The following is a 25,919-nucleotide window of genomic DNA, read 5'->3' on the forward strand; positions in this document are numbered from 1 at the left end:
CTTGTCAACGGCGTTATTGCCTGTTCCGTCTAGAGCCAGTGCCCTTGTTATGCCGCCAATCTCATTTGCATTGTTGCTATAACACTCGCACTTTGTGAAAGGCTGTCAAACGCAGCATCGTTAGCTTGCAACATTCTGCTCAAGGCAATAGTGAAGTTGCAAGAAATTAAATCCGCGCTTCTTGGGCAATAGTTCGCGGCAAACCTAGTATTCCTGGAATTACCATCTATTTCTTATAGTTCGTCTCCTGGGTATAGGATATGGCAAATTCAGTTGAAATCAAATGCACAAAGGACGGACCAAACCTGATAGTCGTTGACGGCAATGTATTTGCCGCCATGTGTAGATGCGGCGCGTCTGCAAATAAGCCCCAATGTGACGGTGCACACAGGAAAATAAACTTCAAGGCAGAAGAGAAGACAATCAAAGTCGTCTAGGCAGATGCAAATCTAGCCAACTCTTTTCCATGCCAGCATCCCCGGCAATATAGCACAGCTCCAAACACATCAAAGCGCCGTTGTCCCAACTTTCAAGCAGCAAAAGCATGGACAGAAAATCCGGCCGGCATACTGCCGGGCCTTCGGGTGCGACTTAAATGATCGCTTGGCTAATTAGATACCAGTGCGCGACAAGATTTGATTAGCCAGGCGGTTTCTCGCAAAACCCTTGCGATTGCACTGGCCGCTACAGTAGTTGTTTCATTAGCTGCTTTAAAGTTTCAATCAAACGACCTTGCAGCACTTACCTTTAATCCGCACACGCAGTCAAATGCCAATGCTAGCCCTATCTCTGCGAATACGCTAAACCCTTCACTTCTGGCAAATAAGGGCAGGCTCAAGGTGATCCCGGCAGACAAGGAGAGTACAAGCGCGGTAATGGCGGCAGTCTCTGCTTCCAAAATTGCAGGACAGTCGCACGGCCATGCAAGCACTAGAATTGCCCTCATATCGCCTGTCTTTACCGCAGCTGCATACGACCATTCATTTTACGTGTTCTACAGACACTTTGGCAGAATTTCATCGCATGACAACGTGACAACCCAGCTCAACCTGCTGACAGCGAGGATTACTTATGCTGACAGAGCCTCCGCATCCTCGACGATGCGGACCCTGGCAGCCAAACTAAAGCAATCTGCTAATGCCCAGGTGACAATACTTGACGATTCAAGCGTTGACAGAAACGCCTTATTTTCACGGAATGGCACAAATGCGTTTGACATTGTAGTGCTCGGCCACCAGGAATATGTCACCCAGCACGAGTACGACAATTTGAAGCGGTTTGTTTCAGACGGTGGGACGCTGGTACTAATTGACGGCAATTTCTTTTATGCAGAGGTAAAATACAACAGCCAGGCACAATCAGTGACGCTTGTCAAGGGCCACGGATGGGCCTACAACGGACACTCTGCATGGAAAAGCATTGAAGAGCGCTGGGCAAACGAGACCCGCGAGTGGGCAGGCAGCAACTACCTGTGCTATTCCTGCAAAATCCGGTTTGAAAATAATCCGTTTGGATACCGTCATCATGAGGAGCAGTACATCACGAACCTGAACGATGTCATCCTCTACAAGTACAGGACAACGGACAAGGGACACACAATTGCAACCTACCAGCTGAGTTATGGAAAAGGCAAGGTAATCGGCCTTAGCATCTATTCAGACGACGTAATACGCAATGCCGCATTTGACAAGTATTTCCTGTTCCTGGTCGTCCACTACGGCGAAACGGCAGGCAAATAGCGGAATACTCAGAGGAGGAAATTCTCCACAATCTACTCGCCTGCCGACGTCGCAGTGCAACGCTCCGAATTAACAGAGTCATTTTTCGCCCAGTAATGCATTCAAGTCTGTTTTTTTCTTATTAAACGAAAATGCATTTTCCTTTAATAAGGAAATTCCTTGTTATACCGGAGTTTACTATGAAATGATAAGCCAAATCCGCGTTATAAAGGCAGATGAACGATAGTGGATGCCTCCGCCTTTAGGCAGCAAAATGGCAAGCTGGGGTGTTGAATAAAGAAAATCAGCTTACTTTTCTGCCGAACAGGCTGCCTCCAAGTTCCTTAATATGACTTACCCTGCGGCAAAGAAAGCCATCCAGAAACTAGAGTCCATGGGTGTTCTCAAAAGAAGACTCGAAAAAGAAAACAGGATGTTCATCGCACACGAAATTCTCGAGCTCTTGAGCTGATTGCTCAAGCCAGCCGATCACAACCCTGACAATCGTCTATCCACTAGAACAAGCCTATAGAAGCGCAAGCTAGACAGGACGTTCACTAATTTTTTAAGCAGATGTTCTTCCGGCAACCTTAACATGAGCAGTATAGCGAAGAACAGATTCATCGCACTAAGCATGATACTCGCGGCAGGACTGGCGCTAGGCGCAGTATTGCCCGCGATAAACAGCGCCTATGCATCAGATAACGAGAACAATAGCAACTCTACGTCGTCTGCAAGTCCCGCCAACCAGGGCCATAACTGGAACGACAAGGGCGGCAATTCCACTGATACCGGCAGGAATGACCACAAGTCCGACAACAGCTACAGCCATTACAAAAGCAGGGTAGAGCAAATGCGCGACGAGTTTGCCTCCATGAACGCAGCGAAAAGGCACCATGAGCACATGATGGGACACCCAACAATCACTCCCCCATACCTTGCAAACCTGAGCTACACGCTTGACGCAAACGGCAACGCCACTGGTCCGGACATGAAAAAACACGAAAGCGCGCAGCTCTTGCTTGACATGTCCATCTGGAAGTCCAGCGACTCGCTTGTGGCAATGGACATTAACGGCGGCAACATTACCATCGGTGGCAACGTAACCACGATTAACGGTGGCCACGCATACTACCTTGCGCACCACCCGCGGCTTATTGTCTACGCATACACCCTGAAGAACGCAAGTTCATCACAAGCATCAGCTCCAGTACACGATGTCAAGGTGTTGAGGGCTTTTGCATTCGGCGTGGGTCCGGACAACAAGTTGCCGACAAACAGCTCTGGCAGCTCATTTGCAGTGCGCGTCATGGGATTTGAGAGCGGCCCGTCTTCGCACCTTTTCAAGTTGGCAGGGCAGGTTTCGCTGAATCAGAATGCAGGCTCTGGCGGATCGGCAGGGCATACAGTGATGTTGACCATACCTTCGGGAGCCTCTGTCTCGGGCCACCAGTCTTACAGTCCGGACAATGCAACCGCCGAGGCAGGTGACATCATCCAGGTGACCAATAACGACACTGCAATCCACACATTGACCTCCGGCTCTGGTCCAAGCGATCCACACTCTGGCAAGATGTTTGACACCGGCTTTATCAACCCAGGCAAGACGGCGACTTTCAGCCTCGCCAAGGTCAGCGTTGGAACCTACGGGTTCTATTGCCAGGTGCATCCGTTCATGAAGGGTTCTCTTAGAGTGACTTCCTAAGCTCCCTTTTTTCTTTTTTTTGAAAAGTCGTCCAGGCAACCTTGCAGGATTTTGGCTTTTACTTGCACTGCATTCATCCGGGTTAAGTAGTTCATTTCCTTTGTCCGGAATGGATTGAACCGTCTGGCAGCAATAGATGTCAAGCCTCAACGGCTTTTGATTCTTGCACTGCTCGTTATGGGAGACATTGGTACGACTGTCATCGCGCAATACGTTCTTCGGGAAAACTTTGTCGAGATGGGAAGCATCAATTCGATATTCATAAAGCAATTCGACGGATACTGGTATATAGTCGGCTACCCTGTCGAGCTTGCAATATTTGGGATAACTGCAATCCTCTTCTTTACAGTCTGGCCGGACAAGCTCCTCAATCTCAAGTTCGTCCGTCTCGACATGTGGGGCCTGACCTATGTGCAACTTGTGATTCTCATTGCCAACAACTCGATTGCAATAATTATCGGGAACCTTGCAATGTGACAAGCACCGGGGAGGCGGATTGAATAAACGCAGAAAATGGCATTAATGCCGATCTGCTAGTCCAAGTCTAGGCCGATGGCAAGTCACGCAATGGCATGACTCCAGACAAGTTATAGAACTCGTTCTATTTTATGAGCGGTAGAAAAATATCGGAAAGAGCGGGGAAGAAAAAAGCCCGCCAATTTCCGGTCAGGCTTGTAGCCTAAGGGTACGGCAACCACGTGGTTGTGAAACTTGTGCCGGTGGCTGACAATCCCGACGTCGTCGAGCTTCCTCCGCTCGGATCCTGCATGTTGATTGGATCGTATCCGTGTGCGTTTACTGGTTGCAGAGCAGTGCCCGAGGCAGAATTGCGATATTCGCTGCTGCTAAAGTTAACCGAACCATAGTCTGCCAGCGGCAGGATTCCCTGGTAGTATGGCGCCTCAACTACCCATTCTGCAGACGAACGCTGTGCATTGGCAAAGAAGGATTTTGAGAACGTAAAGACGGTAGTCGAACCTCTTACATCCTTCATTGTCAAAGTAAAGATTTTGCCGCCGTTGTAAGTGACAGACGCAGTAATGGAGTCACCCGGATGAACCAGCGTTTGTGTGATGTAGTAGCCTGGATGGGGATACATTTCAAACCATGCGTAGTATACCGGGCTACCGCTCGAGCAGTCTTGCTCAGTACCTAGCTGCTCGACTGTACTATCGGAATATCCATCAATTCCTACCCACACAGAAGAGTATCCCACCGGGGTAACAGCGCAATTCACTGTCGGAACGGTCCAAGTGCCAACGACCTGATTGACGAATCTGGAAGTCGGGGATGTGATACTGGATTCTGCTGCGTATCCTGACCAGTTAGTGCTCGTGCTCTCCCTGACCCTCAACATCGGCGACGAGTGGTGAATCATGTGTGTAGAACTATCGGCAAATGCCTGAAGCACCGGAGTCGACCCAAGGACTGATGCTAGCAATATTGCCGCCATCGAGACGGATGCCTGTGTTTTATTTAACCTGGTTCCGATTAAAGGCATATACTACCGAATTATCTTATATAAGATTCTTATAAGGATTTTCCAGGTACTTTTATCCACTTTATGGATCTTGTGACTTGGAATCGGATATCCCTGCAGTAAGCCTACTCGCCAACAGGAGCCATCTACTAACTGCCGCGCCTGAGACTTCTCATTCGTAACGGCTAGGAGCCGAGGTAGGCATGACGGATGATGGGGGGAGTATGGGACGGTAACTCAGTCAACCCTTGCCTGTATGGTCTCGAGTTGTTGCAAGTCTATGGGCCAATGGTGTGATGTTATCGGAGTTCAGGGCAATTGTAATAAATGAAGTGATTCTACGTTCGTACTGCCATCTTCAAAAGTGGGAGAGAGGTGCCTTTGAACAAGGCAACCATGCATTACTAGCGTGATAAGCCTCTCTCCAGGCAGTTAATCCTGCTCCGGGAGAACTTAACTTGTTAGTCCGTCAGTGAACATGTTTGGTATGGAGAGGCCCGTATGGAAAAATGTTTGTTGGTTTATACCTTGGCCATGTTCAATCAAGGCACTTGAAGCCAGTTGAGACAAGACCGAGCACAAGGGACCCGGACAAATTTTCAAACGTCTGCTATGTCTGCTCTGACACTGCAACTACAGAGTGTTTGTTCGACATGGGCGGAGTACACGCAGTTAGAAGGTATTGCGACAAGTGCGCTCCGGAAGCGAGATTGTAACTTACAAGCGGTTCGCGCTTGTAGAACATGTTATCGACTTTAAGAAAGTCTTTCTGAGCCGGGCGCTTGAGGAGCTTATGGCAAAGCCAAATGTGATAAGGCCCCTGACAAGGCACTCGGATAAACCGAAGGGCATTTGCTCCAAATGCTCAGTTCCGGCCACGGTCGAGGCATTGTTTGAGGAAACCGATGTTACTATTTTGCGAAGATACTGCGACAGGTGTCTCGCTGAGGCTGTAAGATAGGCTTTCGTTATCAAAAGGACGCTGGAGCCCGGTGACTATGTATAGATGTACAAGCTCATGATCTCATTCGCACTATGGCTCCTTGTCGCCACTAAATCAAGACGATTCTAGCATTTTGCGCCCAAGCTCTGTAATCTTGTATCGCCTTGCCCCATCCGGTAGAATGACAAGCAGTCCTTCGGAAACCAGCTCCTCAAGCGCATTTGTTGCAACTTCGTACGTCACAAACGCTGAATGCATAATCGTCATTCTGGTTTCATAGCCGTTTAGAACCGCTATCAAGACATCCTTGACAATTTCATCCCTTGACCTACAACTTCCGTTAGAGTTGTCTTTGTGGTCGTCGTCTGAGGGTCGCAACACTCTCTTATTTTAGCTCAAATTCTACAAATCAAGCAGGAATGCAGTGCAATGCAATTATTGAGAACTTTTGAGACTGCAGCAGCCTAGCGTTCTTTTGATTGGCTCTTTGCCAGGCGTGTCCGAATATGCCTCGCCAGTGCCTCAATGGCAATAGGCTTTGTCAGAAAGCAATGGTTCTTCATGCTTGGAAAGGCCCTTCTCGCTTCAGCCTCATAGATTTCAAAGGCCGTCAGAAAGCAAACTTGTAAACTACTATTCTTTTCCCAAAGTGCCCGTGCCAGCTCAAAGCCATTCATGCCCGGCATTCTAATGTCTAAAAGTGCAAGGTCGTACTCTGCATGGTAATACTTTGCAAGCGCCACTACTGGATTGTCAAATGCCGTAACAGCAAACCCCTCTAATTCGAGGCCTCGTTTAAGGGTGGATAGGATGTCTTTCTCGTCTTCCACAAGTAATATCCGACTAGCGGTTGTAGCCATGCCCCATCACCAAAGCTGCTCTAAGGCAAAGTAACAGAGGCATTCCTTATAGTAGCAAGTAGCAGTATTTTAATCTTAAAAGATGGTTCAGGCTTCAGAGGGCCAATTCGTCTTCAAAACTTCTTCTTGTTATCAGCGAGTACGCGCATTCAAGGTTGCAGCATTCACAATCAGTTTCAACGCATGCTATTCGTGAGTCATGGTCACACTGCCTGCATGGGCATTTGGCGACAAAGCCTAGGTCAGCAATGGCAAGGTTTGAACTCACGAGTGGTCATTTATCCGCTGGTACTACCAGTTATGCACGCTACAACTGTCTTTCGCTCTGAAATGAGCTAATGAATGCGCATTAAGCTCGATGACAGCCACTGATTGGACAATAAGACCATCAATTAACCTTCAGCCCGCGAGTTGTTTTTCTAATAGCTGTTGCCCCTTAACGTCTTGATGTTTTTGTCTATCTGGACGAGAAGCACCTGATTTTGTTGGAGTAATGACTGATTCTGCACCAAGACGGCCTTGATTTCGTCTAGCAATTGGTTGTTAACGGTGGAAAGTTTTATCATTTCTCTTTGATACAGCCGGGTAAGGGCATCTTGGCCTGCGTCTTCTGACATGGTGTACTGTATGCGCAGGTCGCTTATACGCAATTGGCTGAGTTTGAATCTGGAGCGCTGGCCAAGAAGGTCTGGCACGTGGCCTAGAACACAGGAGTCGAACCTCCGCATGGCAAGTTACCCTACCAAAAGACCGTTACCCGCTTGTGTTGAACCGTGTCTTTAAGTAGCGCTATTATGCGCGTGTGCGTGTATTACTATAATAGTGCGTCCTTTTATCCATGGCAGTAAGTTTTTCGCAGCCTCGGACGTCTGACCTGGGGGTAACCTTTTCCGTCTTGACGTGCATCTCTAACGCACAGGAAGTTTAATACACAAAGTGCAGATGCTGACTTTCCGCGACTTGGCCATACGTACTCCTCGGTCCGATAAAAATGAAAGAGAGGGCTTGGACCCGCGCGGCAAGTCTATAATGGTATTTGCAATGGGTCTTTTGATTTCAATTATTGTTTTAATCCCAAATGGTATATTATTTTACTGGCCGTGGCTTCCTTATTCAGTGATTATTATCTTCATGTGCAGTTTCGTCCCGGCGACAATTGTATACTATTTCAGCAAGGCATCTGAGACGGCAAACTAGATACGCAGAAAAGTTAGAGCCTTTATTCAATGGTGTGCAGTTTCTCATTTTCGTAATTGGTAGCCTGATTACTCTCTTCGGTTGTTGGTCTGATGTTGGTGTATTTTTCAGTGGCAATGGAGACCTGCCTATTTCTTGGGAGTCTTTCATTATTCCCGGTGGAATTACCGCTTTAGGTGTTGGGCTGTTGTTATTCGGTCTAATGGAATCCAATTCAAAGACATCCAGTGCTGACCGAATTAATCGACCCCTTCATTGATTCAAATGGTTATACGTTGTTGTAAGAGCGCCGCGAGTTAACACCTAACTGGAAAAAAGGAAAAAAGGGTGAAGGAAGATGGCTTTAGAAATGCTATCTATTTTAGATACTTCAGCACTGATTACACATTCCGAGACTGAGAGACCGTTGGGCCTGTGAGCTTTATGGCAAGGTATTTGAGGATATGACTGAGGGGCAATGGAGAAATGCACGAAAAATGCACCAGGATAGCGCTTACTGTAAGAAGAACAGAAATTCACATCAATTCCAGCGATTCGACCCTGGGTCCTTAACCAACTGCGAGCTATTGGCAGCCCTTGGAAATATTAGGCTATGACTCTGATGACTAGACAGCGCGTTAATTCGTGCAGGCAGGGGCACCGGTTCAATTGGGCTCAAACTTTTGGACTTGCCCCTGCTTCTTTTAGTAGAAAATGACGGGCCTAAATCGTGGCTCCAGAAATGCGCATTTGTGATTTTGCGATCATGACTTCTTTCCAAAAGATCAATGATAAAATTTTGGATTCTCATTAGCTACTTATATGAGCGCATTTTCTTCGATGCGTGATGAACCTATGGCTGCCAGCCTTGCTGCTTGCTCTTCTAGCCGTTCCAGTCCTTGCATTTGCAGACACTAATTCTCAGACCGTCAATGGCGGGTCAACACCTGTTTCAGTCTCGGTGGTAAACACTGGCTTTGGCGGCAGCGGGATATTCAACGTCACATTCACGCAACAAGACAACCCTGGCAAGCTGGTTCGTAACGATAATTTTACGCTCACAGTCAGCCAGAATGGTAACATCGTTTACAACGCTTCCAAAGTCTACGGGCAGCCCATCATATCGAGCCCAAGCGGCACAAGGATTTTTGATATGGCCCTTGTTCCAAACCTTGGCTATACTGCACATCTGATTGTATATGGCGTTGGCGGCGCAGCTGTTCCACAACAAAGTTTTGACTTTACGTATGAAAACGGCAAGTATACATCCACCCCTGAATTTCCTCTTGCTCCCACAGTGGCGATAGCTGCAATCGGCATTGTAGTGCTCATAATGCGGCTCGCGGCGAGAGCAAAATAGCTCGCAGCATGAGTTCGGCTATTGCTATTCGTTTCGTTGAAAGGTCAAAAAAGCGTCGAGGCAGCTGCGGTTGACTGTAGCCTAGGCAGTAGGTTTTAAAGACGACAGTTAGACACGCGGCAGGTTTATGCAGCGAATATTCCAGTCTGTTAGTCCTATTTCAGAGAAGGCGAATGACATGTATGGTTACGTGTGTTTTGACTGTTATGAGCGTGCAACTAAAGAGGTCCACTATGAGCAGGGCGATATCATACTCAAAGAGCGATATTGCGACGCCTGTGCAGAAGCAGCATTGAACAATCAGGCAGAATCGTAAATTATAGTGGGAGAGAGGAGCCTTTGATAAGGAAACCATACAGGGAGTATGATAACCTCCTCTCCCGTCCCGACAATCATCCTGTAGAACTTTAACGTACTGACCAGTCAGTTATCAAGAATGTAGTAATTTCAGGTAAGATACCACCGATTTGTTCTTTTAACGCTCCTTTCTGCCTGACTGAGACCATGTATCAGGGTTTAGCAGAGGTAATTGACAGAATGTACATTTGCACGACCTGTGGCACCATAGTATTGTTTATGGAAGACTGGGAGCATCATCACGATGAGACAGGCCATGAGGAGTTTATCGCTACCATGTTGGAATAATTAGGGGAGTGCTCAGACACGCGCTTTGCGATACTTTTCATTATATCGGGCATTTCTAGGCCGAAGCCTTAGCTTCAAGCTGCAGCAAGGACACACATTCTGAGGCCAGACCATGTATAGTCGCAAGCATTGCAGCGCTTCTGACCCCTTGCATATCTTAAGTCTCTCTGAGGACTAATCGTCTTGTACCTAGAACAGATACCCTTGCACGCCAATTGCTAATGCGTCCAGGCACCGGGATAAAAGATAGCTGTCATGTTTTAGAAGGGCCAGGGGGAACGCCCGTGTGGAAGGGGCTAATGTCGAGGGCGCTCAGCCTGACCCCGATGTCTTGAGCACATTGACAGTGGAAGAAAAAGATAAAGTCATTGAAAACTTCAACTGGTAAACTGTTATCGAAAACACCCTGGGTGAAATTCAAGGCATCAGAGTATGCAGTAGCAGTTGTTCAATATTCTGTCTGATACCTCCACTCCCTTTTCTGTTAATCTGAGATTCGAAGTAAGATAAAGGAAAAGGCAATCTCCTTTCGCAGCACACTTCCCGAGCCAATAATCCTTCTCGACGCACAGCAGGTCAGAGCCAACTGCGCTCTGAACAGAAATCTTGTCAAGCCCCTTCATAGAAAGCTCAACCATTGATACCGACCTGTGATGTCTTAGATAAAGAAGGATTTCTTTGAGAAATGTTGAGGAGGATAGGCACTTTACGATCTCGGTATCTTCACCCTCGCAAACAAAATTCATTTCCTATTCCAACACTGATCATGTGCACTTGAAAGATTTAAACCCGTCCGCGGTAGTCTATACCATTGTCGCATACATGACCTATGAAATTGCCCGTGATTATTGCATCGCAGTTAGAGCAGACGTTAGTTTCGTTCATTAGATGCGTTGGGACCTGTTTTCAAATTAATCAGACAGTCCGAAAAGGGCCAGAAAGCCAATCGGCAATAGAAATGTCAGAGTCTAGCTTTCAATCCAGATCCCGCCTAACGAATCAGTGTATCGTACAAGCTGTCTTTTTGTCTATACCATTCTCAGAGAATCCGATTGAGATTAACAATTAAGGTTCTCGAAGAAAGTGCTAGACTTTATCGAAACTCCTTAAATGGAGCGGTCGTGAAAGACTGTCGATGAGATAGATGCAAAGTCTGCCGCCTGTTGACGAGCACTGCGGAGTAATTGTAAGGAGTCGAGAGCAAGCATACGATCACTTGACAAAAATAATTCAAAATGCAAGAACGGAACTTTGTGCTTTTCTAAGCTCCTACACCTTGGTCATAACCACTGATGCGGAACCCATAAAGGCACAAAGGCTCGCGGCAAAGGCAAGAGGAGTCAAACTTCGGTACATAACAGAAATTACCAAAGACAATCTTCAATATTGTAAGAACCTAGTTGATATGGTTACAGAGCTGCGGCACTTGGACAAAATTGCAGCGAATTTCATCCTAAGCGATGACGAAATCGGTGCTGCACCAATAGTCTCGGCAGAGTATCCAATTACTTACGGCTACTATAGCAATGTCGCGGGGGTCTTGGCCCTTTATCGCGGTGTTTTTGAGACCTTATGGCAATATTCTATTCCATCGGGGATGAAGATTGATGAGTTTGAAAGTGGGATGCAGACAACTCCGCGACCGCCACCCAGTACACTCGATAATCGAAAACAGCGACTAGTTATCGACAAATTCTTTTTTTGCAAACAATGTCCGTGGACTTCCATTTTTCCAGATGAGAGACTAAACCATCAGACAACAACTCGACACTACAAAATCTATGAGTTTCCAATTTTCGATTGATTTGCCTCTATCTAGGTGAGCATACAACCGAACTTTACCATGAACAGCTTGAAAAGCTGTTATGGAACATAGTTCCAATCTGAACATAAAACCTTTGGACTGTACCCCTGCTTCTTTTAATAGAAAAGGCGGGCACGTGGTCTTGAATTACAGGAGTCGGACTCCTTATGGCAAGTTACCCTGCCATTGGACCGTTACCCGCCTTGTGTGAACCGCCCTAGGCGTATCAGGGCTAGTGTATGAAAGGCAATTGTTGTATTTATCTCCGGCAGTCCACTTTTAGTTGCGATCAATGTCCTCAAGGGCGTAAATACCATGAGCTAGAGAACAAAGTGACGACTCTTCGAAAGAAGAGTTGTCCAAGAAACCTGCTGCAGTCAGCGGGAGTTCCGATCACATCCCGCGGCTGCAGTGGATTCGCAAAAAAGAAGGGCTAAGCCCCGGTTTCCTTCTCTTGTAGGGTTTTGAACCAATCGCCGAGCCTGTTAGAGTGGATGTAACACACCTCGGCGTAGTCCGCCAGCTCGTGCACTAACATTTCCGCCTGAGACTTGTCAAAGGCCACCGCTGCCACTGCGAACGTTTTGTGCAGCCATGCGGGCAGTTCCAGGGTCACGGTGTAGGTTTTCGGCTTTTCCGTTGCCATGCAATCACCTCCCTGTTTTCAATTGGTGCAACCGTCAAACCGTGCTCTTCCAGCCTACGCGCGTCACAATAAAAGGACTTGATCGCCCGCAAGACGCTGCGTCCTATAATCCCTTCCAATAATCAGAGGTTATGTAGCATAGTCTATACACCAATAAGATTGTGGTTGGCAAGAGCAACGTGAAAATCAACCGTTTAAGGTCCGAGACGAGCAGCTTTCTGAACATGAAATGTTGTAGAAGTTGCTAAATCGTTGAATGCCACTCTTTGTAGCGAGTACGTCATAGTCGCCATTCGCAGTCGTAATTGTTTGATTCGGGATTTTGTGGATAGTATTATGTATTCTATTTGTAATTGTACATGAGTCAGGCTCCGAGGAAACAGCATGGATGCCACTTACTACTGCTGCTATTATCATACCAACAACAGTGTTTCATTATCGAAGGGGTAAGACCAAGTTGAACCTAGGATAATAGCGGTATTATTCTGCCCTCTTGGTCGATGCTGCGTTCTTGATCATTACCATTCGTTCAAAGACTAGCATGGTTCTTTTGCAGCGACAGACAGAGGTAATCGAACTAGAGACATCAGCGTTACACCTTGATGTGAACGCAGATAAGCAAACGGCCAAGATTTCCAAATATATAAAACTGTTGCTGTAATATTTCTATTTGTACGCATAATCTAATAGAAATTATAGTAGCAGAAAATCTTAATTAGTTAAACGTGCAATAAAATACCAGAAGGCACGGAAATCCCATGAACCTGCGAATGATTGCTGCCATTTTGGCAATCGCGGTCATAGTTGCAATCGTGTATGTGTCTTCCATCATCCCCTATCTGTCAACAGGCGGATCATCTTCTGCCGTCCGAGGGCTTGAGATCCTGATTCCTATCGGCGCAGCGCCGTTGGTATTAGTGCTCCTATTCCTAGTACCCGCGAGGAGCACATTGGAAGAAATAGATGAAGAAGGCAAAGTCACAGTCGTATCAAGACCACCTTCGCGGGAGCAAGCAGTGCAAAGCGAGCGCATAAAAAGATTCGTTGTTGCGGGCAGCATTGCGGGCGTAGCAGCGGCACTAGTCCTAGTTGGATTGATCTCTGTAGGCGATTATTTTCTGGGTTTTCCGGGGGGCGCCTTCTACCAAATATTGGCCCTTGCGGTATTTGGTATAGCCAATAAGTCAATGGCAGTTTCTCTGGGACTTGCGCTGCACCTGTTAAGCGGTACAGCAATAGGCAGCGTTTTTGGCTTTCTCTCTGCAACGATCGGACCCTTTAACATCGACAGTATCCGCAAGGGTGCAGGCTTTGGGATGCTGGCCGGGTTTATCTCGTTTTCACTTCTGTTCATACCAGTTACACGGTTCCAGGTAGAACCAGCTCTTTCAGGTATCTTGCAGAACGCCGGAATAATACCGCAGACTCTTAGCTCCATGGAATTGCAGAACAGAATAACTGACTTGATGTCCACTGTGCTTGCGTTCTCCATACTTTTCCACGTCTTGTATGGCGCAGTGATGGGGTCTCTTACTTCCATACTCATAGATCGTTTGCCGCGGCGCCGGCTGTCTTCAGATGAGGTGGAGACGGTCCGAGGCAAGCCAGCTGATTTTTCGTAGTGCAGGCCTTATGCTTGAACGAACCCAAAGTCTTCCTTTGCAGTAATCATTACTAGGTGAGTAAGCGTTCGTTCTACATAAGGCAAGTTCAAATCATTTTTTACAAAATCTGAAAGCTCTTTTCGGTTTCTGAACTTGGCTATTAGTATTATGTCTGTCAATCCGGTAATGTCGTAAACCGCACATATGTTTGGAAACTTGGCTAGCTGCCTTTCAAGCTCTGTTATTTTGGCCTTGGAAGCGCTAACCTCAATTATGACAGTTAGGTCATAGCCCAGCTTTTCGTGGTCAAGCACGGCAGAATATCTCTTGATTATCATCTCCCGCTGAAGCCTCTCAATCCTGCTAAGGACTGTCGGTGGAGAAGTGCCAATTCGTTCGGCTATTTTTCGGTACGATAGTCGGGCATCAGACAAAAGGATCTTGAGTATCTTTACGTCCATATCATCCATGGATAGGAAACGGTTTAGAAGTTTACATGTAAAAGGCTTTTTCTCAAAACACAGCTCAACTGTAAAGCAATCTAGCCACAAACTTTAATCGCGATTGCCTGCAAGAGAATATGAGGTGAAACAAGACAGAGATGCAGAGCTCAAATGCCGGCGAGATTGACTTTGAAAAGAAAAAGATGATTGAAAATCTGTATGTAAGCGGAATGGAAGAAGAGTTTATCGCGATGCAGGTCGATGTCGATGTGCCGACCGTGATAGCAGTCCTGCGTGAGTTAGAGTCGTACCAGAGACTCGAGGCGGGCAAAGCCTAGTCGTCAACGCAGATGGCCTGCAGTACTGGTTTAACATTAGCCAAAGCTGAAAAGGCCATCTTATATCTTGATACAGATTGTCTATATCTATACAGAAAAAGTTGTGTATTATTTTATGCGGCCTGTGATATAACATAGGCTTTGCAACCTTGTCTTTAGTAATGTTAAAATTCTACTTTAGGCTATATTGTGTATGAGTCAGGCGACTGGAATCAAGGGAAGACTTGCGCCAGGAATACTGGCAGGTGCAATTGCCGGGGCGGTCGCAACCTGGTCAATATCATTTGTCATCGCAATGACAGAACTTGTGTTACATTTTCCAATCGGTACATTTTATACAATTATGGGCGTGAGCCTTGGGATTAATGTCACAACCACTGCCGCCTATGTGGCATTCGGGCTTCACATTTTGACTGGAACCGTTTTGGGGATGATAGTTGGGCTTGCCGTCGTCAGGCTGAAGGGAATTCTAAATACGGTCAAGAACGTTGAAATTGGGATAATCGCCGGAGTAATCATTTCGCTTGTATTGTTCATCCCAGTCACACTATTATTGATCGAGCCTTCCATTCGTCACATCGTCTCACTTTTGGGATCATCTGCTAACCAGACCGCACTTTCAAATAACATCAATGTATTTGTGTCGCAAGTAACTGCGAGCGCGGTTGCATTCCACATACTGTGGGGAGCGATTTTTGGTTACATGTTTAGCGCGATGCTGAGAATCCGGGCTTATCGGTTGAGTCACGTGGGATTAAATGTTTGAGGCCAGTTCAAGACGGGTATTGCCGATGGATGATACGGTGAACGCTCGTTTGCGGTCTGTGCGATTTTCTTGGAAGGACTAATCGCGAACATGCCCAAAGATATTGACGATCATCTTAAACGCTATGGAAAGGAACCTTGGGAAGTAGCCTATAGAGAACGATAGACCCGTCTATGATACCGTCTGAAACTTATCGCTCATGCGTGGAGTGCAGCAAAAGGACGGCTCATGTTTGCATCAAGTGCGGCTATTGCTATTCATGTCATAGGAAGGTCGAGAAAGTATCGAGCCAGCTGCGGTTGGCTTTTGCCTAGCCCTCTCGACCAAGACAAAAGTCAAGCGAGCCGTTGCCCTGTTTGGTAGCGATTTTGCGTATTTCGACCGCGTCTGGCATTGGTAAATCTTCGATGCTTTCACGGTTGCCTGCCTCGGCTAGCTGTCTAGCTCGCTCCCAATTGGCTTCCTCACGTTCATAGAATGAGTGCATGTCGCAGATTTCCTGCCAGGTGAGGCCAGTAACATTGAGCCTTGCAAGGAATGAACGCCATGATGGCGAAACTGTGAAGATTGAAGGTTAGAACAAATGCGTAAACGCGATTCAGAGCGATTTTATTGACTACTGGATATTGTCGTGCTTGCAATCTGCTATGTTATTTTGTATAAAATATGACTTTATGGTATTCTCCAGTCCCATTAATTCGGGAAAAACATATTTTTATACAAAGCATGGAACATAATATTCATGGCAAGGGCATCAAATTCCGAGGGAATCGTACACCCTGACGCACACCTCATGGCTATATTCAAAGAACTGCTCGAAACAACCAAGGATAACAACGACATTCTAAAGGAGAATCAGCAAATCATGCTACAGAACACCAAGCTGCTCATGAACTTGGATGAAAAGATGCGCAAGCTCGTGATGAACACTAGCAGTTTTCGCTAATTATCCGCCGCGTGTTAACACTCATTTAAAAAACGCGAAGCGCCGCAAAGTAACAGGAATCCAGAAATCCAATAATATTATCATAATCTTGCGATTAGATTAAGTGAAACCTTTTTACATAATATTTCGTTTAACAAACCTGAAACTAATACCAAAAACGTCGCAAACGGGGCTTGGACCAGCCGGGCGTGTTTCATGCCCGGCACCCATGCCTCTGATCGGCCGCGAGGTATCTCCTGACTGGTTTTGAATTGGGAGAGTGCAATCATGCTAGACCAGCCTGCGTGACCAAGTTTGGCAAAGCATGAGCTGCCCCTCTCCCGGCTATCGATTCTTACACCGTAGAATAAAAAGATCCTAGTTGTAGAGATTTGCTTTCTGGAAAAGGGCTAGCGGTGCCGAGTAAGGAAAGCAAGCCTCCATTGGTGTGCCTAAGGTAGAACATTTGTAACTCGGCATCAGCCATTCCCCGACATTTGGCGTACTATTCACTATTGTACAAAGGAAGATAAACGTTGTATTAGATTTGGAGGATGAATAATGCTGAATGGATTATGTTCAAAGTGAGAGGCCAGGGGAGACGCCTAAAGCCGTTGGGAGGGGAGAGAAGGGCGCTCAGCCTGGCCCCGTTATTGAGCTCATGAGAATGCCGGGTCAAGATAAAGACGTTGCAATCTTCGACTAGTTGATTGTTACCTATGAGATGATTCTTCCTTACCTGGGACATGGTGATCGGACGGTAAGCAATCCTGAAGAGGCGGTTACCTAGCCTGTATTATGATACACGACTATAGCCCTACACATTACTATGCAAGGAGGCCGTTACCCGCCTTTATTTAGCCGAGCCCGCCGGGCCTCTGCTTGTGGAAATAGTGAACATAGTCCGTGACAGAAGGCTCAATAATCCAGAAAAAAGATAAGAGCGACTGCTAGGATCTCTCAGACATGGCAAGCATGGTTAGAAAAAGCTCAAGCAGTCCAGATGAGTCAAGAAAGTTTGAAAAAGGCAAGATGGACATAATGAATATCGGCGGAACGCTTGTTGGGAAGGCTACATTTGAGCCTGGGTGGAGGTGGTCTACTTCTGTCAAGCCAATTGTAAAGACTGACAGCTGCAAAGTGAGCCATACGATGTACGTTATTTCCGGCAAGATGCGCGTAAGGATGGACGATGGGACGGAACTTGAATTTGGTCCGGGAGATGCAGGGTTGGTTCCTCCAGGACATGATGCATGGACAGTCGGCAATGAAGCCTGCGTGGCGGTTGATTTTACTGGCGCGCCAAGCTATGCCGAAATAGCTGGCTGTAAAGCAACCATAGACACCCAAAGTAGGAGAGAGGAGCTTTGTGAAGGCAACCATGCAGGACTAGCATGATAATCTCCTCTTCCCGCCTTACAATTATCCGGGAAAATCTTAAACTTTGCTCTTCGATCGCTGATCGGTACATGAGTTGCGTAGAGGCCAGGGGGAACGCCCGTATGGAAGTGGCCAATGTCAAGGGCGCTCACGTTTTTGTACCTAAAGATTGGCTCGGCAAGAAGGTCAAAGTAACTCTGATTGAAGAAGAGTAGAGGGCCAAGGACGGAAATGACAGAGCATTAGAAGATATTGTAAAACTCCTGATTGAGGAATATCTAAAGAAAAAGTAGCTTGCTTCGGCCGCGGCTCTCATGAGTTAGTCTTTATAGCCGTCCGCACTCGTCGGCTCGATGAACTTTAGACCCATTACAAAGATCATACTGCTGACAAGCGTTGTTGCTCTCGGACTGGTCTTATCACTCATGTCAGCCAAATCTGCGTTCGCTCAAGCTCAAACTCAAACGGTAAATACAGGAAATGTTACTACGCCGACAACAGATATCTTCGTCAACCCAATCTGGGCAGGCAAGAATGTTCACTTACCTGTGACTCTGACTGACCACACTTCTTTGACTGGAGCGCCTGGAAGTGACAACTACACACTTGTTGTATTGCAAAATGGACAGCAGGTTTTCAACGGAACTGCTGGAAAAAGCACTCCTACAGTCTCTGCAGTTCTTGGGACCACAACTGTATTTGAAGTTCAAACCCTAAGCAAAACTCAGCCATATACGGTAGTGGTGACTCTATACGTCGTTGACGGATCTAAAATACCTCCCAAAACTGCGACGTTTAACTTTCCAGCATTTTCTGACCAAGGAAAGCAATCGACATCGTCAAATACCAATGCTACAACTCCTGAATTTCCGCTGAGCGCACCCATCGCGATAGCCGCTGTTGGTGGTCTCGTGGTATTGATGCGCTTTGCAGACAGGACAAAGAATATCCATTAAGGCATGAAAAGCGAAGGTTAGTCTGCAGTCTTCTTGACCTAAAGCCGAATGAGGAAGACATTTGGGAAATTTCCATGGAAGGCAAGCAGAAAGTCGTTAAAGTGACAAAGGGCGATTAGGCTGACAGCATCAGAACTCTCGAAGCATTCTGACAAAGACGCGGCCAAAAAAGTTGCATGTCCTCGATGCAGTCAGCTATCCAAGATTTTCGCAGTTGTACATCGGGGAAACAAACCCTCATTGTTGTACTCCTGTGGGCCATGTATGATAGCCTGGTTCGTGGTGGGTGGTAAAACGTCAAAGATAGTTTACGCTGCAAATGCAGGTGTGCATACAAGTTCGGACAAACTGCAAAAACTATGACTGACATCGAAGACCATATCGAATACTGCCGCTATTGCGGCTCTGACGAGATAGTCTTTAACATCCGGATAATTCAGGGCCAGAAGGTGCGGATCAGATTGTGCAATGCCTGCGGCACGCTTGACAGACTCTAGTCAGATATCTTTTGAATCGTCCGCAAGCCAGCCTTTTCCAAAGCATTTGCCGCACTTTACGACCAAGCCTGAAGTGCTAGTTGTTAGAATGTTAGAGATACCGGTTTCACCGGTGAACAGACCAGTACCTAGGCATTTCGGACATGGTTTTGGCAATGGCAATCTTTGCAATTTGGCAGCCTTAAAGTGTGTTTTGAATTACATAGTCATCCCTGGGAAGGAAATACTGGTTAGGTTTTGCAATGCCTGCGGCACCTAAAGCAGAAAAATTAATTTAGAAGCAACTGCATTTTTTGGCTCGTGTGCTGTCTATTGAGTTGCAATAGGAATCGTGAATAATGTCATGGTTGATACAGAAGATGAGAAGCAATTCAGAGGAAGGTACGCAGACGAGCTTAGAAAGATAAAGAATAGCGGCAATAATTCTGATTTGGACGTTGAAAGAAGCGAAGTAAAGAACCAGGGAATGAAAACACCGGGGAGAAGAGGAGAGCAGATCAAAAATGAGGAAATTGACAAAGAGATTGTCAGGCGCTATACTTCCAGACTAGAAAAGAAAAAAGCCGATGATGCCAAAGGCGCAAGCTGACCAGTTAAACCAGGTAATAGCAAACGCTCAGGCAATACAGTCTGCTGCTCAGACAGAGCTGGCTTGCGACCCGGCTGCTAGCCTTCTTTTTTCTTAGTCTTGTATTTGGCATGTCCTAGCCCGCTCCCAATTGGCCTCCTGGCGTTCATAGAATGAGTGCATGTCGCGGATTTCCTGCATTAACAGGTTGATTTTTTCATCGTCGGAAAGCTTGTGGAACCCTTCTGCATACACTCGCATATCGTAAACCCGTCCGCGGTAGTCTATGCAGTCGCCGCACCTGTGGCCCGGGAAGTTGCCAGTAATGACAGCGCCAAAGGCTGAACACTCGTTAGTCTCGTTCATTCACAGCTCTAATCTACGCTTTCAAATTAACCGCGGCGTCTCGGCCGGGAAGTGTGTCGAGGCATCAAAAGGAAATCACGGAATTGAAAAGCTACAAAGACAACTTTGAAAATATTAATCGATCGCCAATTTGTCCAGTTTCTCTAACGAAGCAATGATTTGAAGGCCCTCAGGGGTAGTTTTGTATTTGTTTCCAAGTGAGACCTCCAGCAGTCCGGCCTTGACTAGCGCATTGATATATGCGTCTAATTGAATGGGTGAAAGAAGGACTGCGTCTCTTATTTGCGTCTTTGTCGCCCCGACGTTAGAGGTGTCGAGTATCTGAGAAACTATGTCAGTCCGGCTCCTATGTCGCAATTTCATACTGTGATAGATAGGACTAGATTTATTTCATGACCCGAAAGAGTTTTGGAGAACTCTAAAGGAAAACATTAGGTCTCGGTTCATTCCAAAAGGCGAACCTGAGAAAAAGGAAAAGCGCTCGATAACCCCACTGTCATTTCATGCATCTGTGCATTCCCCGACGTTTGGGTTATTTTTCTCATCTTAGTGATCATTGCAAAGGCAATTTCCGACCCGCCAGTTGCAGACACAAGGGATGCAAGAGTGTTTCGAAACCATCGTTGTCTTGCAATGGCCGGCATTCCTTATTTCTCAATGAGAACCCCATGAGAGATGTCAAAGTGTCTTTTACACGACATGCAAAAACCGATCAGAATACATGATCAGCGTTGTTTTAGCTAGTTTTTACAGCTAGAATTATGACTAAATAATACGTGCCGAGTTGAAGATTTACGCCTCGGAGACCTCGGCATGTCCTCCAGAAGGCGTGTAGCCGGCCCGATACCTCTTTGCCCTTGACGCGAAAAGGATGGCTGCAAGGAAGGCAAAGATTCCGGCGACGATCGCATACGTAGAAGTCGCGTCTGCCATCAATATGGTATCACGCATCAACGCTATCTACTTATCCAAAGCGGAAAACAGCTTATGTAAAAATAATATTGAACACCGGGCTACGAATCGAAGTCAGTTGTCCCTAGTCATTCTGGATTGAAAGCATCTGGATGGAATGCGATAGGCTAATTGCCTGACATTTCTAGTGCCGATTGGCTTTTTCGGTTTTGGCGCCTATTTTCAAAGTACTCTCAAAACTAGTTAGCCATTTCTATAGGACGATAAATTGAACAGGCTCTTTCCAATCAGCATACTTGTTGTATAATTTCTAAACTGACATGAGGTTATAGGTCATGGATTGGCAATTATCCCTAATTGCGGATACTAGTCGCTGAAGACGAAGAATCAATTGCACTTGTATACAAGGCAGTATTGGAGTCGCTTGGCCACGAAGTGATAATTGTAGCTGATGGCGAGCAATGTCTACAAACATTGTATGCAGCAGCCGACCACAGTGAATCATTCAATATAGTAATACTTGACCACAGAATGCCCAAGAAAAGCGGCGTGTCCGTAGCAGCCGAAATACAGTTGCACTGGCCAAATCAAAAGGTAATCATGCTAAGTGCATATGTAGAAGACGTAATTCACGCTACTATGCAAGATCTAGAGCATCCAGTCGTGTGCTTGCAAAAGCCGATTGACCTTGATTTGTTTGGCAGTATAGTTGAAGACGAAGCCGAATTGCATGCAAGCTCTGGAAATCTAGGGCCCAGTGAGCCCCAGTTGGCAGTTTCACGCAAAAGCATTTCCAAGGATACAGATGCTGCATAGCCGCCTTAGATACTCTCGCTGAGACGAGAGCAAGCTGCGATAGGTAAACACGCGATATAGCATTAGTAGCCGCAACTGAAAATCAAGCAATTCCGGGTTTCACAGCGGATGAGCTGCTAGCCAACTTCTAGCCTTGTCTGTCACTTTCAACCCCCCAGTATTGTTAGATTCAAGCCAGTGATTATGTCGCATGTATGAGATCCAAAGGTCTACCAGCTGCTCGTCTCCGTTGAAACGTTTTACAATTTCCTGTTTACTCTTGCCGAGATCAATGTATCGCATGATAAAAATCGCCTGATTCAAGCCCCTCAGTGACAATGGATTGGCGGTTCTATCAAAGCGGTTAGGCATCAGACGCCATCTCTAATGATTATCGTTATGGTATACCTCATCTTGTTGAGGCAGCAATAATATTTATTATTTTAGATATATTCTCCTAGCTTTTATGATTGCGCTTCACTGATAGCGCATTTATAACAATAATGTTACGTTTTTATGATAAACTTTGGGTTATTCTCTGAACTCTAACGACATTATTCTTCCCGAGAAAAATCTGGCAAACCGCAGTCATTTTTTAAAGCTAAAAGTAAACGGGGAGGGGGCTTTTGATGAACAAGGCAACCATGCTAGATCAGCCTGCGCGACCAAGTTTGACACAGCATGGCTAACCCCCTCTCCCGGCTGAAGCATTTCTCCGGGACAGATTTAACTGATTGTTCCATCATTGCCCTGTGGTTCGCTGATTGCCAAATTTTGCAACGGTGTGCATCGTTTGTTCGCCTTTAGAAATATTAGGCTGATGCTCTGATTACTAATTCGCGCGTCAATTCGTGCAGGCAGGGGTATTGGTTCAATTGAGCTCAAACTTTTGGACTGTACCCCTCCTTCTTTTAATAGAAAAGGCGGGCACGTAGTCCTGAATTATCAGGAGTGAGACCTCCTTATGGCAAGTTACTCGCCATTTGGCCGTTACCCGCCTTTATGGAAACTCCGATAACAGCGAGAGTGCATTGAGTATCAAACGCGATAGCGTCTTTGCTGGGAGACATTTCCTAAAGTCCACAAGTTGCAGGCGAGCCAGATCAAGTATCGCTGTCTAATAAGGCAGATTCCACACCTGCTGCGGCCGACTTGCCCACAAATTCCCGGCTGCAGCAGGCTCTTCAAATTATCCAATGCGAAAAAAGGGCAGGAGGCTTTCAACATACAAACGAACGTGCCTAGAGAGCACAAGTTATCTCTTTTAGCCTCTTGTTCATGCGCGAGATTATCATCTGGGACCCCTGCCCGAAGGCCAGGCCCAGAGCAATCTGCACATCTTCGGCTGTTGTTCTGTCGCCTTCCAGATTGATGCCATAGTTTCTTTTCAGGTACGCAATCACTCCTATCTTCGTGTTTTCGTCAAGGAACGACAGCGCGCTGTCCAGAGATTCCCGTATGGCGTCATTTGGAAAGACAACTATGTTGTCTTGGTTCATCGTGGTTGCCTTACCTCTGAATGGAGCGACGATTGCCAAAACATGACACTAAAGGTAATGTGTGAAATTGTTCTTTCTCTGAGAGACCTGACGAAGTGGTTGCTAATCGTTATACAGATTGACATTGTTTGGATGTTGAAAGTAGCATGCTTGCCCGCGCTGCCGTGTCTAAGAGGAACGTGATGCTGGTTCTAACGGTTTTGCTTATTATGGTGGTTTCAATAGGACTTGTGAAGTATGGCGCCTCTCTTGGAAATGCAAATCCAGACCCATCCGTTTTGGCCACCAATGTCACGACTTCCTCCGGCAACGCCTCGGCTGGCACAAATCCTGTTCGAGTTCATGAGAACAATTCGAGCTCACTAAAAAGCGCCTCATACGGCCCGGATAACGACAATTATTCCAGAAACAGCCTGCATGACGATTTCGGAGGTCCGGCCTACATCCTTCATCCGCTTCAGTTATCGCCTAACGGAGAATGGTTCGGGCTGTGGAATGGCGGAGGCTCGTTTGGCACAGTGCACGATTCAAAGTCAGATACCAATGTGTTCTTCCTTGCGCCCAAGACTGCCAGCCAGAGAAACGAAACGCACTCGGCGCTTGTCGTCAGCTCCAAGGAATTCAAGAATTTTCATCTCTCCGCAGACATTAGAATTGACAAGCAGGTTAGGACAAATATCAGCGCTAACCCCTGGGAAGGCGGCTGGATAATGTGGAGGTGGAATGACCCCACGCACCACTACTATATCGCACTCAAAACATCAGGCCAGGAAATAGGCAAGTATGACGGTGGAACGAATCCTCAAAGCCAGATTATATTAAAGACAACGCGGACCCCTCCAGCTGAAGTAGGAGAATGGGATCACTTGGACTTGACTGTCAATGGCAGTCATATCGTAGCGGTAATCGACGGGATAAAGACTTTTGACTTTATTGACAAGTCGTCATTTGACGCCGGCAAGATAGCCATGTACTGCGAGGATGCAAGAGTGAGTTTCGACAATATACGGGTTGAGGCAATAAATTGAAACTGCACACTGCATAAATGAACTGTTAAGTGAAAAACCAAAGGGCCAGGATTTGAAAGGTGCAGATGCTTTGTCGGTATTTCTTTACCGTGCAGCCTTTTTTCTGGCCCGTTGCATGGCAAAGATTCCAGCCGCAATGAGAGCAATCCCTGCGACTGTTGCAGCGGCACCGTGGGTTACGTGCCTGCCGAAATCATCTGCTAAAAAGCTTGTATTGGTCGTGAAATAAAAGACTCCCAGCCCAACAAGGGCGACTCCTATAGCTAGAGCGACGTACCCGAAGACAGGTTTCTTGACTTTTACCTGAGAACTTGGCAAGTGTTCAACCAATTCTATGCGCTCTGATATTTAATTGCGTATTGTATTGAGGCTCTACAAGTCAAGCCTGCATTCTGGAGCCGCAATTACTCGGGGCCTCACGTTTGTTGGACGCGATTTTCGGTCGGACTCACCTACTCTTTCACTCAGCCTTCAAGTGGCGACTCTGACATACAAGCACAGGATACATGATGTTCTTTAGGTGGGGATCCAGCCGGTTATTTTACGAAAAGGACAGTTGTCGGGAAAGTATACGCTCGGTAAATCCGACTAACAATGTTAATCCATCCTTAAATACTGAACTCAGCTCCCGGCGTGTATGAAGGATTCCATAGTGAACTGGGAGTCAATAATACACAAGAACGTGAGGAGCAGCGACAACGAAAATGCGGGCAACGTGATAGAAATCGAAGACGACACGATAACCATTGTCCATGGAACAAAGGTGGAATTCGTTATTCCAAAAGAATACGTTGCCGGCTTTAACGGTGCTGAAGTGACGCTAGACCTTCCCTACAGAGAACTGGGCAAGTACCTGAAAAGAACGTGAATTTAACAATACTTGGCTGACATCGCAACCGCGATATCCACCCTACTCCACGACCCTATCTTTGTAAAGTTTGGCCTGGCAGGCCTATTCTTAAACTGCCTGCTCTCGCCATTCGTTCCGATCCCGACAGAAATTGCAGTTTCAGCACTTGTGCTTGCTGATCAAAGTCTGTATTTGATTCTAATAGTGCTAATTTCGGGCTCGATTATCGGCAGTTTTCTTGGCTACTTTGCAGGTTACTCGGGAAACAAACTTTTTCTCAAACTGCACAGGAGGACTCATACCAAGGCGCAGGAGAAGGAGCACCGACTACTCTCAAAATACAGCTGGCTAGTTATCCTCTTTTCTCCTTGGTTGCCGTTTGTCGGAAACGCGATTGTCATCACAGCAGGCGTGAAAAAATACAATCTCACGATCTTCTCGCTATCAATCATTGCTGGCCAAGCGCTAAAAGCAGCGGCGACGGTATTTTTGATTAACATTATCCTTACTCATTTGCTGAAAGGCGTTCTGCACTGATAACTTCATATTCTAACATGAAGTCTAGTGACTTCAATTACGACGAAAGATAAGCCCCGTATGATTTTGACCGTGCTCAAGCTATTGACGGTGCGCTCGGCAGTGGAACTTCAAAGAT

Annotated in this window: 35 protein-coding genes; 23 read left to right on the forward strand and 12 right to left on the reverse strand. The window is 46.5% G+C overall.

From position 1 onward, the window contains the following. Positions 1 to 260 precede the first annotated feature (260 nt). The 5 genes from ABI361_09290 to ABI361_09310 all read left to right on the forward strand — a co-directional run bounded on the left by ABI361_09290 (position 261) and on the right by ABI361_09310 (position 3,900). Positions 261 to 437 carry a CDGSH iron-sulfur domain-containing protein gene (locus ABI361_09290; GenBank protein ID MEO9320854.1) on the forward strand — a complete coding sequence of 59 codons (177 nt, stop codon included), beginning with the start codon at positions 261 to 263 and terminating at the stop codon, positions 435 to 437. A gap of 198 nt (positions 438 to 635) precedes the next feature. Then, positions 636 to 1,739, forward strand: a complete 1,104-nt coding sequence (locus ABI361_09295; GenBank protein ID MEO9320855.1) for a N,N-dimethylformamidase beta subunit family domain-containing protein — start codon at positions 636 to 638, stop codon at positions 1,737 to 1,739. 328 nt (positions 1,740 to 2,067) lie between these two features. Further along, complete coding sequence (locus ABI361_09300; protein MEO9320856.1) at positions 2,068 to 2,190, forward strand: hypothetical protein; 123 nt, start codon at positions 2,068 to 2,070, stop codon at positions 2,188 to 2,190. Between the two features lie 123 nt (positions 2,191 to 2,313). Further along, entirely contained in the window at positions 2,314 to 3,423 is a 1,110-nt protein-coding gene (locus tag ABI361_09305) for a cupredoxin domain-containing protein (GenBank protein MEO9320857.1), read from the forward strand. Between the two features lie 114 nt (positions 3,424 to 3,537). Continuing rightward, positions 3,538 to 3,900 (forward strand): hypothetical protein, encoded by a 363-nt coding sequence (locus ABI361_09310; GenBank protein ID MEO9320858.1) that lies wholly within the window; start codon positions 3,538 to 3,540, stop codon positions 3,898 to 3,900. 202 nt (positions 3,901 to 4,102) lie between these two features. Here the strand turns inward: ABI361_09310 and ABI361_09315 are convergent, their stop codons facing one another. Then, on the reverse strand, positions 4,103 to 4,864 hold the full coding sequence (locus ABI361_09315) for a G1 family glutamic endopeptidase (GenBank protein MEO9320859.1): 762 nt from the start codon (positions 4,862 to 4,864) through the stop codon (positions 4,103 to 4,105). A gap of 721 nt (positions 4,865 to 5,585) precedes the next feature. On the opposite strand from ABI361_09315, the gene ABI361_09320 reads away from it, so the two are divergent. Continuing rightward, positions 5,586 to 5,864, forward strand: coding sequence for a hypothetical protein (locus ABI361_09320; GenBank protein MEO9320860.1), 279 nt, complete (start codon positions 5,586 to 5,588; stop codon positions 5,862 to 5,864). A gap of 96 nt (positions 5,865 to 5,960) precedes the next feature. Here ABI361_09320 and ABI361_09325 read toward each other — a convergent pair whose 3' ends face one another. From ABI361_09325 to ABI361_09335, 3 genes are all read right to left on the reverse strand, one after another. After that, on the reverse strand, positions 5,961 to 6,227 hold the full coding sequence (locus ABI361_09325) for a winged helix-turn-helix domain-containing protein (protein ID MEO9320861.1): 267 nt from the start codon (positions 6,225 to 6,227) through the stop codon (positions 5,961 to 5,963). Positions 6,228 to 6,310: 83 nt separating this feature from the next. Next, on the reverse strand, positions 6,311 to 6,706 hold the full coding sequence (locus tag ABI361_09330) for a response regulator (GenBank protein MEO9320862.1): 396 nt from the start codon (positions 6,704 to 6,706) through the stop codon (positions 6,311 to 6,313). A gap of 419 nt (positions 6,707 to 7,125) precedes the next feature. Next, positions 7,126 to 7,434 (reverse strand): hypothetical protein, encoded by a 309-nt coding sequence (locus ABI361_09335; GenBank protein ID MEO9320863.1) that lies wholly within the window; start codon positions 7,432 to 7,434, stop codon positions 7,126 to 7,128. 1,316 nt (positions 7,435 to 8,750) lie between these two features. Between ABI361_09335 and ABI361_09340 the strand changes: the two genes are divergently transcribed. The 3 genes from ABI361_09340 (at position 8,751) to ABI361_09350 (ending at position 9,887) form a co-directional block, all read left to right on the forward strand. Beyond that, positions 8,751 to 9,242 carry a hypothetical protein gene (locus ABI361_09340; protein ID MEO9320864.1) on the forward strand — a complete coding sequence of 164 codons (492 nt, stop codon included), beginning with the start codon at positions 8,751 to 8,753 and terminating at the stop codon, positions 9,240 to 9,242. A 127-nt stretch (positions 9,243 to 9,369) separates the two neighbouring features. Beyond that, a complete protein-coding gene (locus ABI361_09345) occupies positions 9,370 to 9,558 on the forward strand; it encodes a hypothetical protein (GenBank protein ID MEO9320865.1) in 189 nt (62 codons plus the stop codon). Between the two features lie 188 nt (positions 9,559 to 9,746). Then, positions 9,747 to 9,887, forward strand: coding sequence for a hypothetical protein (locus ABI361_09350; protein ID MEO9320866.1), 141 nt, complete (start codon positions 9,747 to 9,749; stop codon positions 9,885 to 9,887). Positions 9,888 to 10,312: 425 nt separating this feature from the next. Here ABI361_09350 and ABI361_09355 read toward each other — a convergent pair whose 3' ends face one another. Beyond that, complete coding sequence (locus tag ABI361_09355) at positions 10,313 to 10,525, reverse strand: hypothetical protein (protein ID MEO9320867.1); 213 nt, start codon at positions 10,523 to 10,525, stop codon at positions 10,313 to 10,315. Positions 10,526 to 11,031: 506 nt separating this feature from the next. Here ABI361_09355 and ABI361_09360 point away from each other — a divergent pair. Beyond that, a complete protein-coding gene (locus ABI361_09360; GenBank protein ID MEO9320868.1) occupies positions 11,032 to 11,691 on the forward strand; it encodes a hypothetical protein in 660 nt (219 codons plus the stop codon). A 433-nt stretch (positions 11,692 to 12,124) separates the two neighbouring features. On the opposite strand, the gene ABI361_09365 is transcribed toward ABI361_09360, so the two are convergent. Further along, positions 12,125 to 12,337, reverse strand: a complete 213-nt coding sequence (locus ABI361_09365; protein MEO9320869.1) for a hypothetical protein — start codon at positions 12,335 to 12,337, stop codon at positions 12,125 to 12,127. Positions 12,338 to 13,107: 770 nt separating this feature from the next. Here ABI361_09365 and ABI361_09370 point away from each other — a divergent pair. Then, complete coding sequence (locus ABI361_09370; GenBank protein ID MEO9320870.1) at positions 13,108 to 13,959, forward strand: hypothetical protein; 852 nt, start codon at positions 13,108 to 13,110, stop codon at positions 13,957 to 13,959. 8 nt (positions 13,960 to 13,967) lie between these two features. Here the strand turns inward: ABI361_09370 and ABI361_09375 are convergent, their stop codons facing one another. Beyond that, positions 13,968 to 14,402 carry an Lrp/AsnC family transcriptional regulator gene (locus ABI361_09375; protein MEO9320871.1) on the reverse strand — a complete coding sequence of 145 codons (435 nt, stop codon included), beginning with the start codon at positions 14,400 to 14,402 and terminating at the stop codon, positions 13,968 to 13,970. Positions 14,403 to 14,542: 140 nt separating this feature from the next. On the opposite strand from ABI361_09375, the gene ABI361_09380 reads away from it, so the two are divergent. From ABI361_09380 to ABI361_09415, 8 genes are all read left to right on the forward strand, one after another. Beyond that, on the forward strand, positions 14,543 to 14,722 hold the full coding sequence (locus ABI361_09380; GenBank protein MEO9320872.1) for a hypothetical protein: 180 nt from the start codon (positions 14,543 to 14,545) through the stop codon (positions 14,720 to 14,722). A 193-nt stretch (positions 14,723 to 14,915) separates the two neighbouring features. Beyond that, on the forward strand, positions 14,916 to 15,488 hold the full coding sequence (locus ABI361_09385) for a hypothetical protein (protein ID MEO9320873.1): 573 nt from the start codon (positions 14,916 to 14,918) through the stop codon (positions 15,486 to 15,488). A gap of 742 nt (positions 15,489 to 16,230) precedes the next feature. Further along, positions 16,231 to 16,434, forward strand: a complete 204-nt coding sequence (locus ABI361_09390) for a hypothetical protein (GenBank protein MEO9320874.1) — start codon at positions 16,231 to 16,233, stop codon at positions 16,432 to 16,434. Positions 16,435 to 17,379: 945 nt separating this feature from the next. Further along, a complete protein-coding gene (locus ABI361_09395) occupies positions 17,380 to 17,811 on the forward strand; it encodes a cupin domain-containing protein (GenBank protein ID MEO9320875.1) in 432 nt (143 codons plus the stop codon). 71 nt (positions 17,812 to 17,882) lie between these two features. Next, positions 17,883 to 18,008 (forward strand): DUF2080 family transposase-associated protein, encoded by a 126-nt coding sequence (locus ABI361_09400; protein ID MEO9320876.1) that lies wholly within the window; start codon positions 17,883 to 17,885, stop codon positions 18,006 to 18,008. A 138-nt stretch (positions 18,009 to 18,146) separates the two neighbouring features. Further along, the gene (locus ABI361_09405) at positions 18,147 to 18,749 is read left to right on the forward strand and encodes a hypothetical protein (GenBank protein MEO9320877.1); all 603 of its coding nucleotides are present in this window, start codon (positions 18,147 to 18,149) and stop codon (positions 18,747 to 18,749) included. A 359-nt stretch (positions 18,750 to 19,108) separates the two neighbouring features. Further along, positions 19,109 to 19,246, forward strand: a complete 138-nt coding sequence (locus ABI361_09410) for a hypothetical protein (protein ID MEO9320878.1) — start codon at positions 19,109 to 19,111, stop codon at positions 19,244 to 19,246. Between the two features lie 343 nt (positions 19,247 to 19,589). Continuing rightward, positions 19,590 to 19,835 carry a hypothetical protein gene (locus ABI361_09415; GenBank protein MEO9320879.1) on the forward strand — a complete coding sequence of 82 codons (246 nt, stop codon included), beginning with the start codon at positions 19,590 to 19,592 and terminating at the stop codon, positions 19,833 to 19,835. A 93-nt stretch (positions 19,836 to 19,928) separates the two neighbouring features. On the opposite strand, the gene ABI361_09420 is transcribed toward ABI361_09415, so the two are convergent. From ABI361_09420 to ABI361_09430, 3 genes are all read right to left on the reverse strand, one after another. Next, positions 19,929 to 20,180: a hypothetical protein gene (locus ABI361_09420; GenBank protein MEO9320880.1), complete on the reverse strand. Its 252-nt coding sequence runs from the start codon at positions 20,178 to 20,180 to the stop codon at positions 19,929 to 19,931. 114 nt (positions 20,181 to 20,294) lie between these two features. Continuing rightward, positions 20,295 to 20,537 carry a winged helix-turn-helix domain-containing protein gene (locus ABI361_09425; GenBank protein MEO9320881.1) on the reverse strand — a complete coding sequence of 81 codons (243 nt, stop codon included), beginning with the start codon at positions 20,535 to 20,537 and terminating at the stop codon, positions 20,295 to 20,297. 435 nt (positions 20,538 to 20,972) lie between these two features. Beyond that, positions 20,973 to 21,113 carry a hypothetical protein gene (locus tag ABI361_09430; protein MEO9320882.1) on the reverse strand — a complete coding sequence of 47 codons (141 nt, stop codon included), beginning with the start codon at positions 21,111 to 21,113 and terminating at the stop codon, positions 20,973 to 20,975. A 336-nt stretch (positions 21,114 to 21,449) separates the two neighbouring features. Here ABI361_09430 and ABI361_09435 point away from each other — a divergent pair, with 336 nt between their 5' ends. Next, entirely contained in the window at positions 21,450 to 21,908 is a 459-nt protein-coding gene (locus tag ABI361_09435) for a response regulator (protein ID MEO9320883.1), read from the forward strand. Between the two features lie 1,220 nt (positions 21,909 to 23,128). Here ABI361_09435 and ABI361_09440 read toward each other — a convergent pair. Continuing rightward, entirely contained in the window at positions 23,129 to 23,386 is a 258-nt protein-coding gene (locus ABI361_09440; GenBank protein ID MEO9320884.1) for a hypothetical protein, read from the reverse strand. Between the two features lie 128 nt (positions 23,387 to 23,514). Here ABI361_09440 and ABI361_09445 point away from each other — a divergent pair, with 128 nt between their 5' ends. After that, positions 23,515 to 24,414, forward strand: coding sequence for a DUF1080 domain-containing protein (locus tag ABI361_09445; GenBank protein ID MEO9320885.1), 900 nt, complete (start codon positions 23,515 to 23,517; stop codon positions 24,412 to 24,414). Positions 24,415 to 24,498: 84 nt separating this feature from the next. Here ABI361_09445 and ABI361_09450 read toward each other — a convergent pair whose 3' ends face one another. Continuing rightward, positions 24,499 to 24,732 carry a hypothetical protein gene (locus ABI361_09450; protein MEO9320886.1) on the reverse strand — a complete coding sequence of 78 codons (234 nt, stop codon included), beginning with the start codon at positions 24,730 to 24,732 and terminating at the stop codon, positions 24,499 to 24,501. Positions 24,733 to 25,051: 319 nt separating this feature from the next. Here ABI361_09450 and ABI361_09455 point away from each other — a divergent pair, with 319 nt between their 5' ends. Beyond that, positions 25,052 to 25,282, forward strand: a complete 231-nt coding sequence (locus ABI361_09455) for a hypothetical protein (protein ID MEO9320887.1) — start codon at positions 25,052 to 25,054, stop codon at positions 25,280 to 25,282. Positions 25,283 to 25,294: 12 nt separating this feature from the next. Continuing rightward, positions 25,295 to 25,801 (forward strand): VTT domain-containing protein, encoded by a 507-nt coding sequence (locus tag ABI361_09460; protein MEO9320888.1) that lies wholly within the window; start codon positions 25,295 to 25,297, stop codon positions 25,799 to 25,801. Positions 25,802 to 25,919 lie beyond the last annotated feature (118 nt).

Origin of the sequence: Nitrososphaera sp. (genome assembly GCA_039938515.1) — an archaeon.
Lineage (GTDB): Archaea > Thermoproteota > Nitrososphaeria > Nitrososphaerales > Nitrososphaeraceae > Nitrososphaera.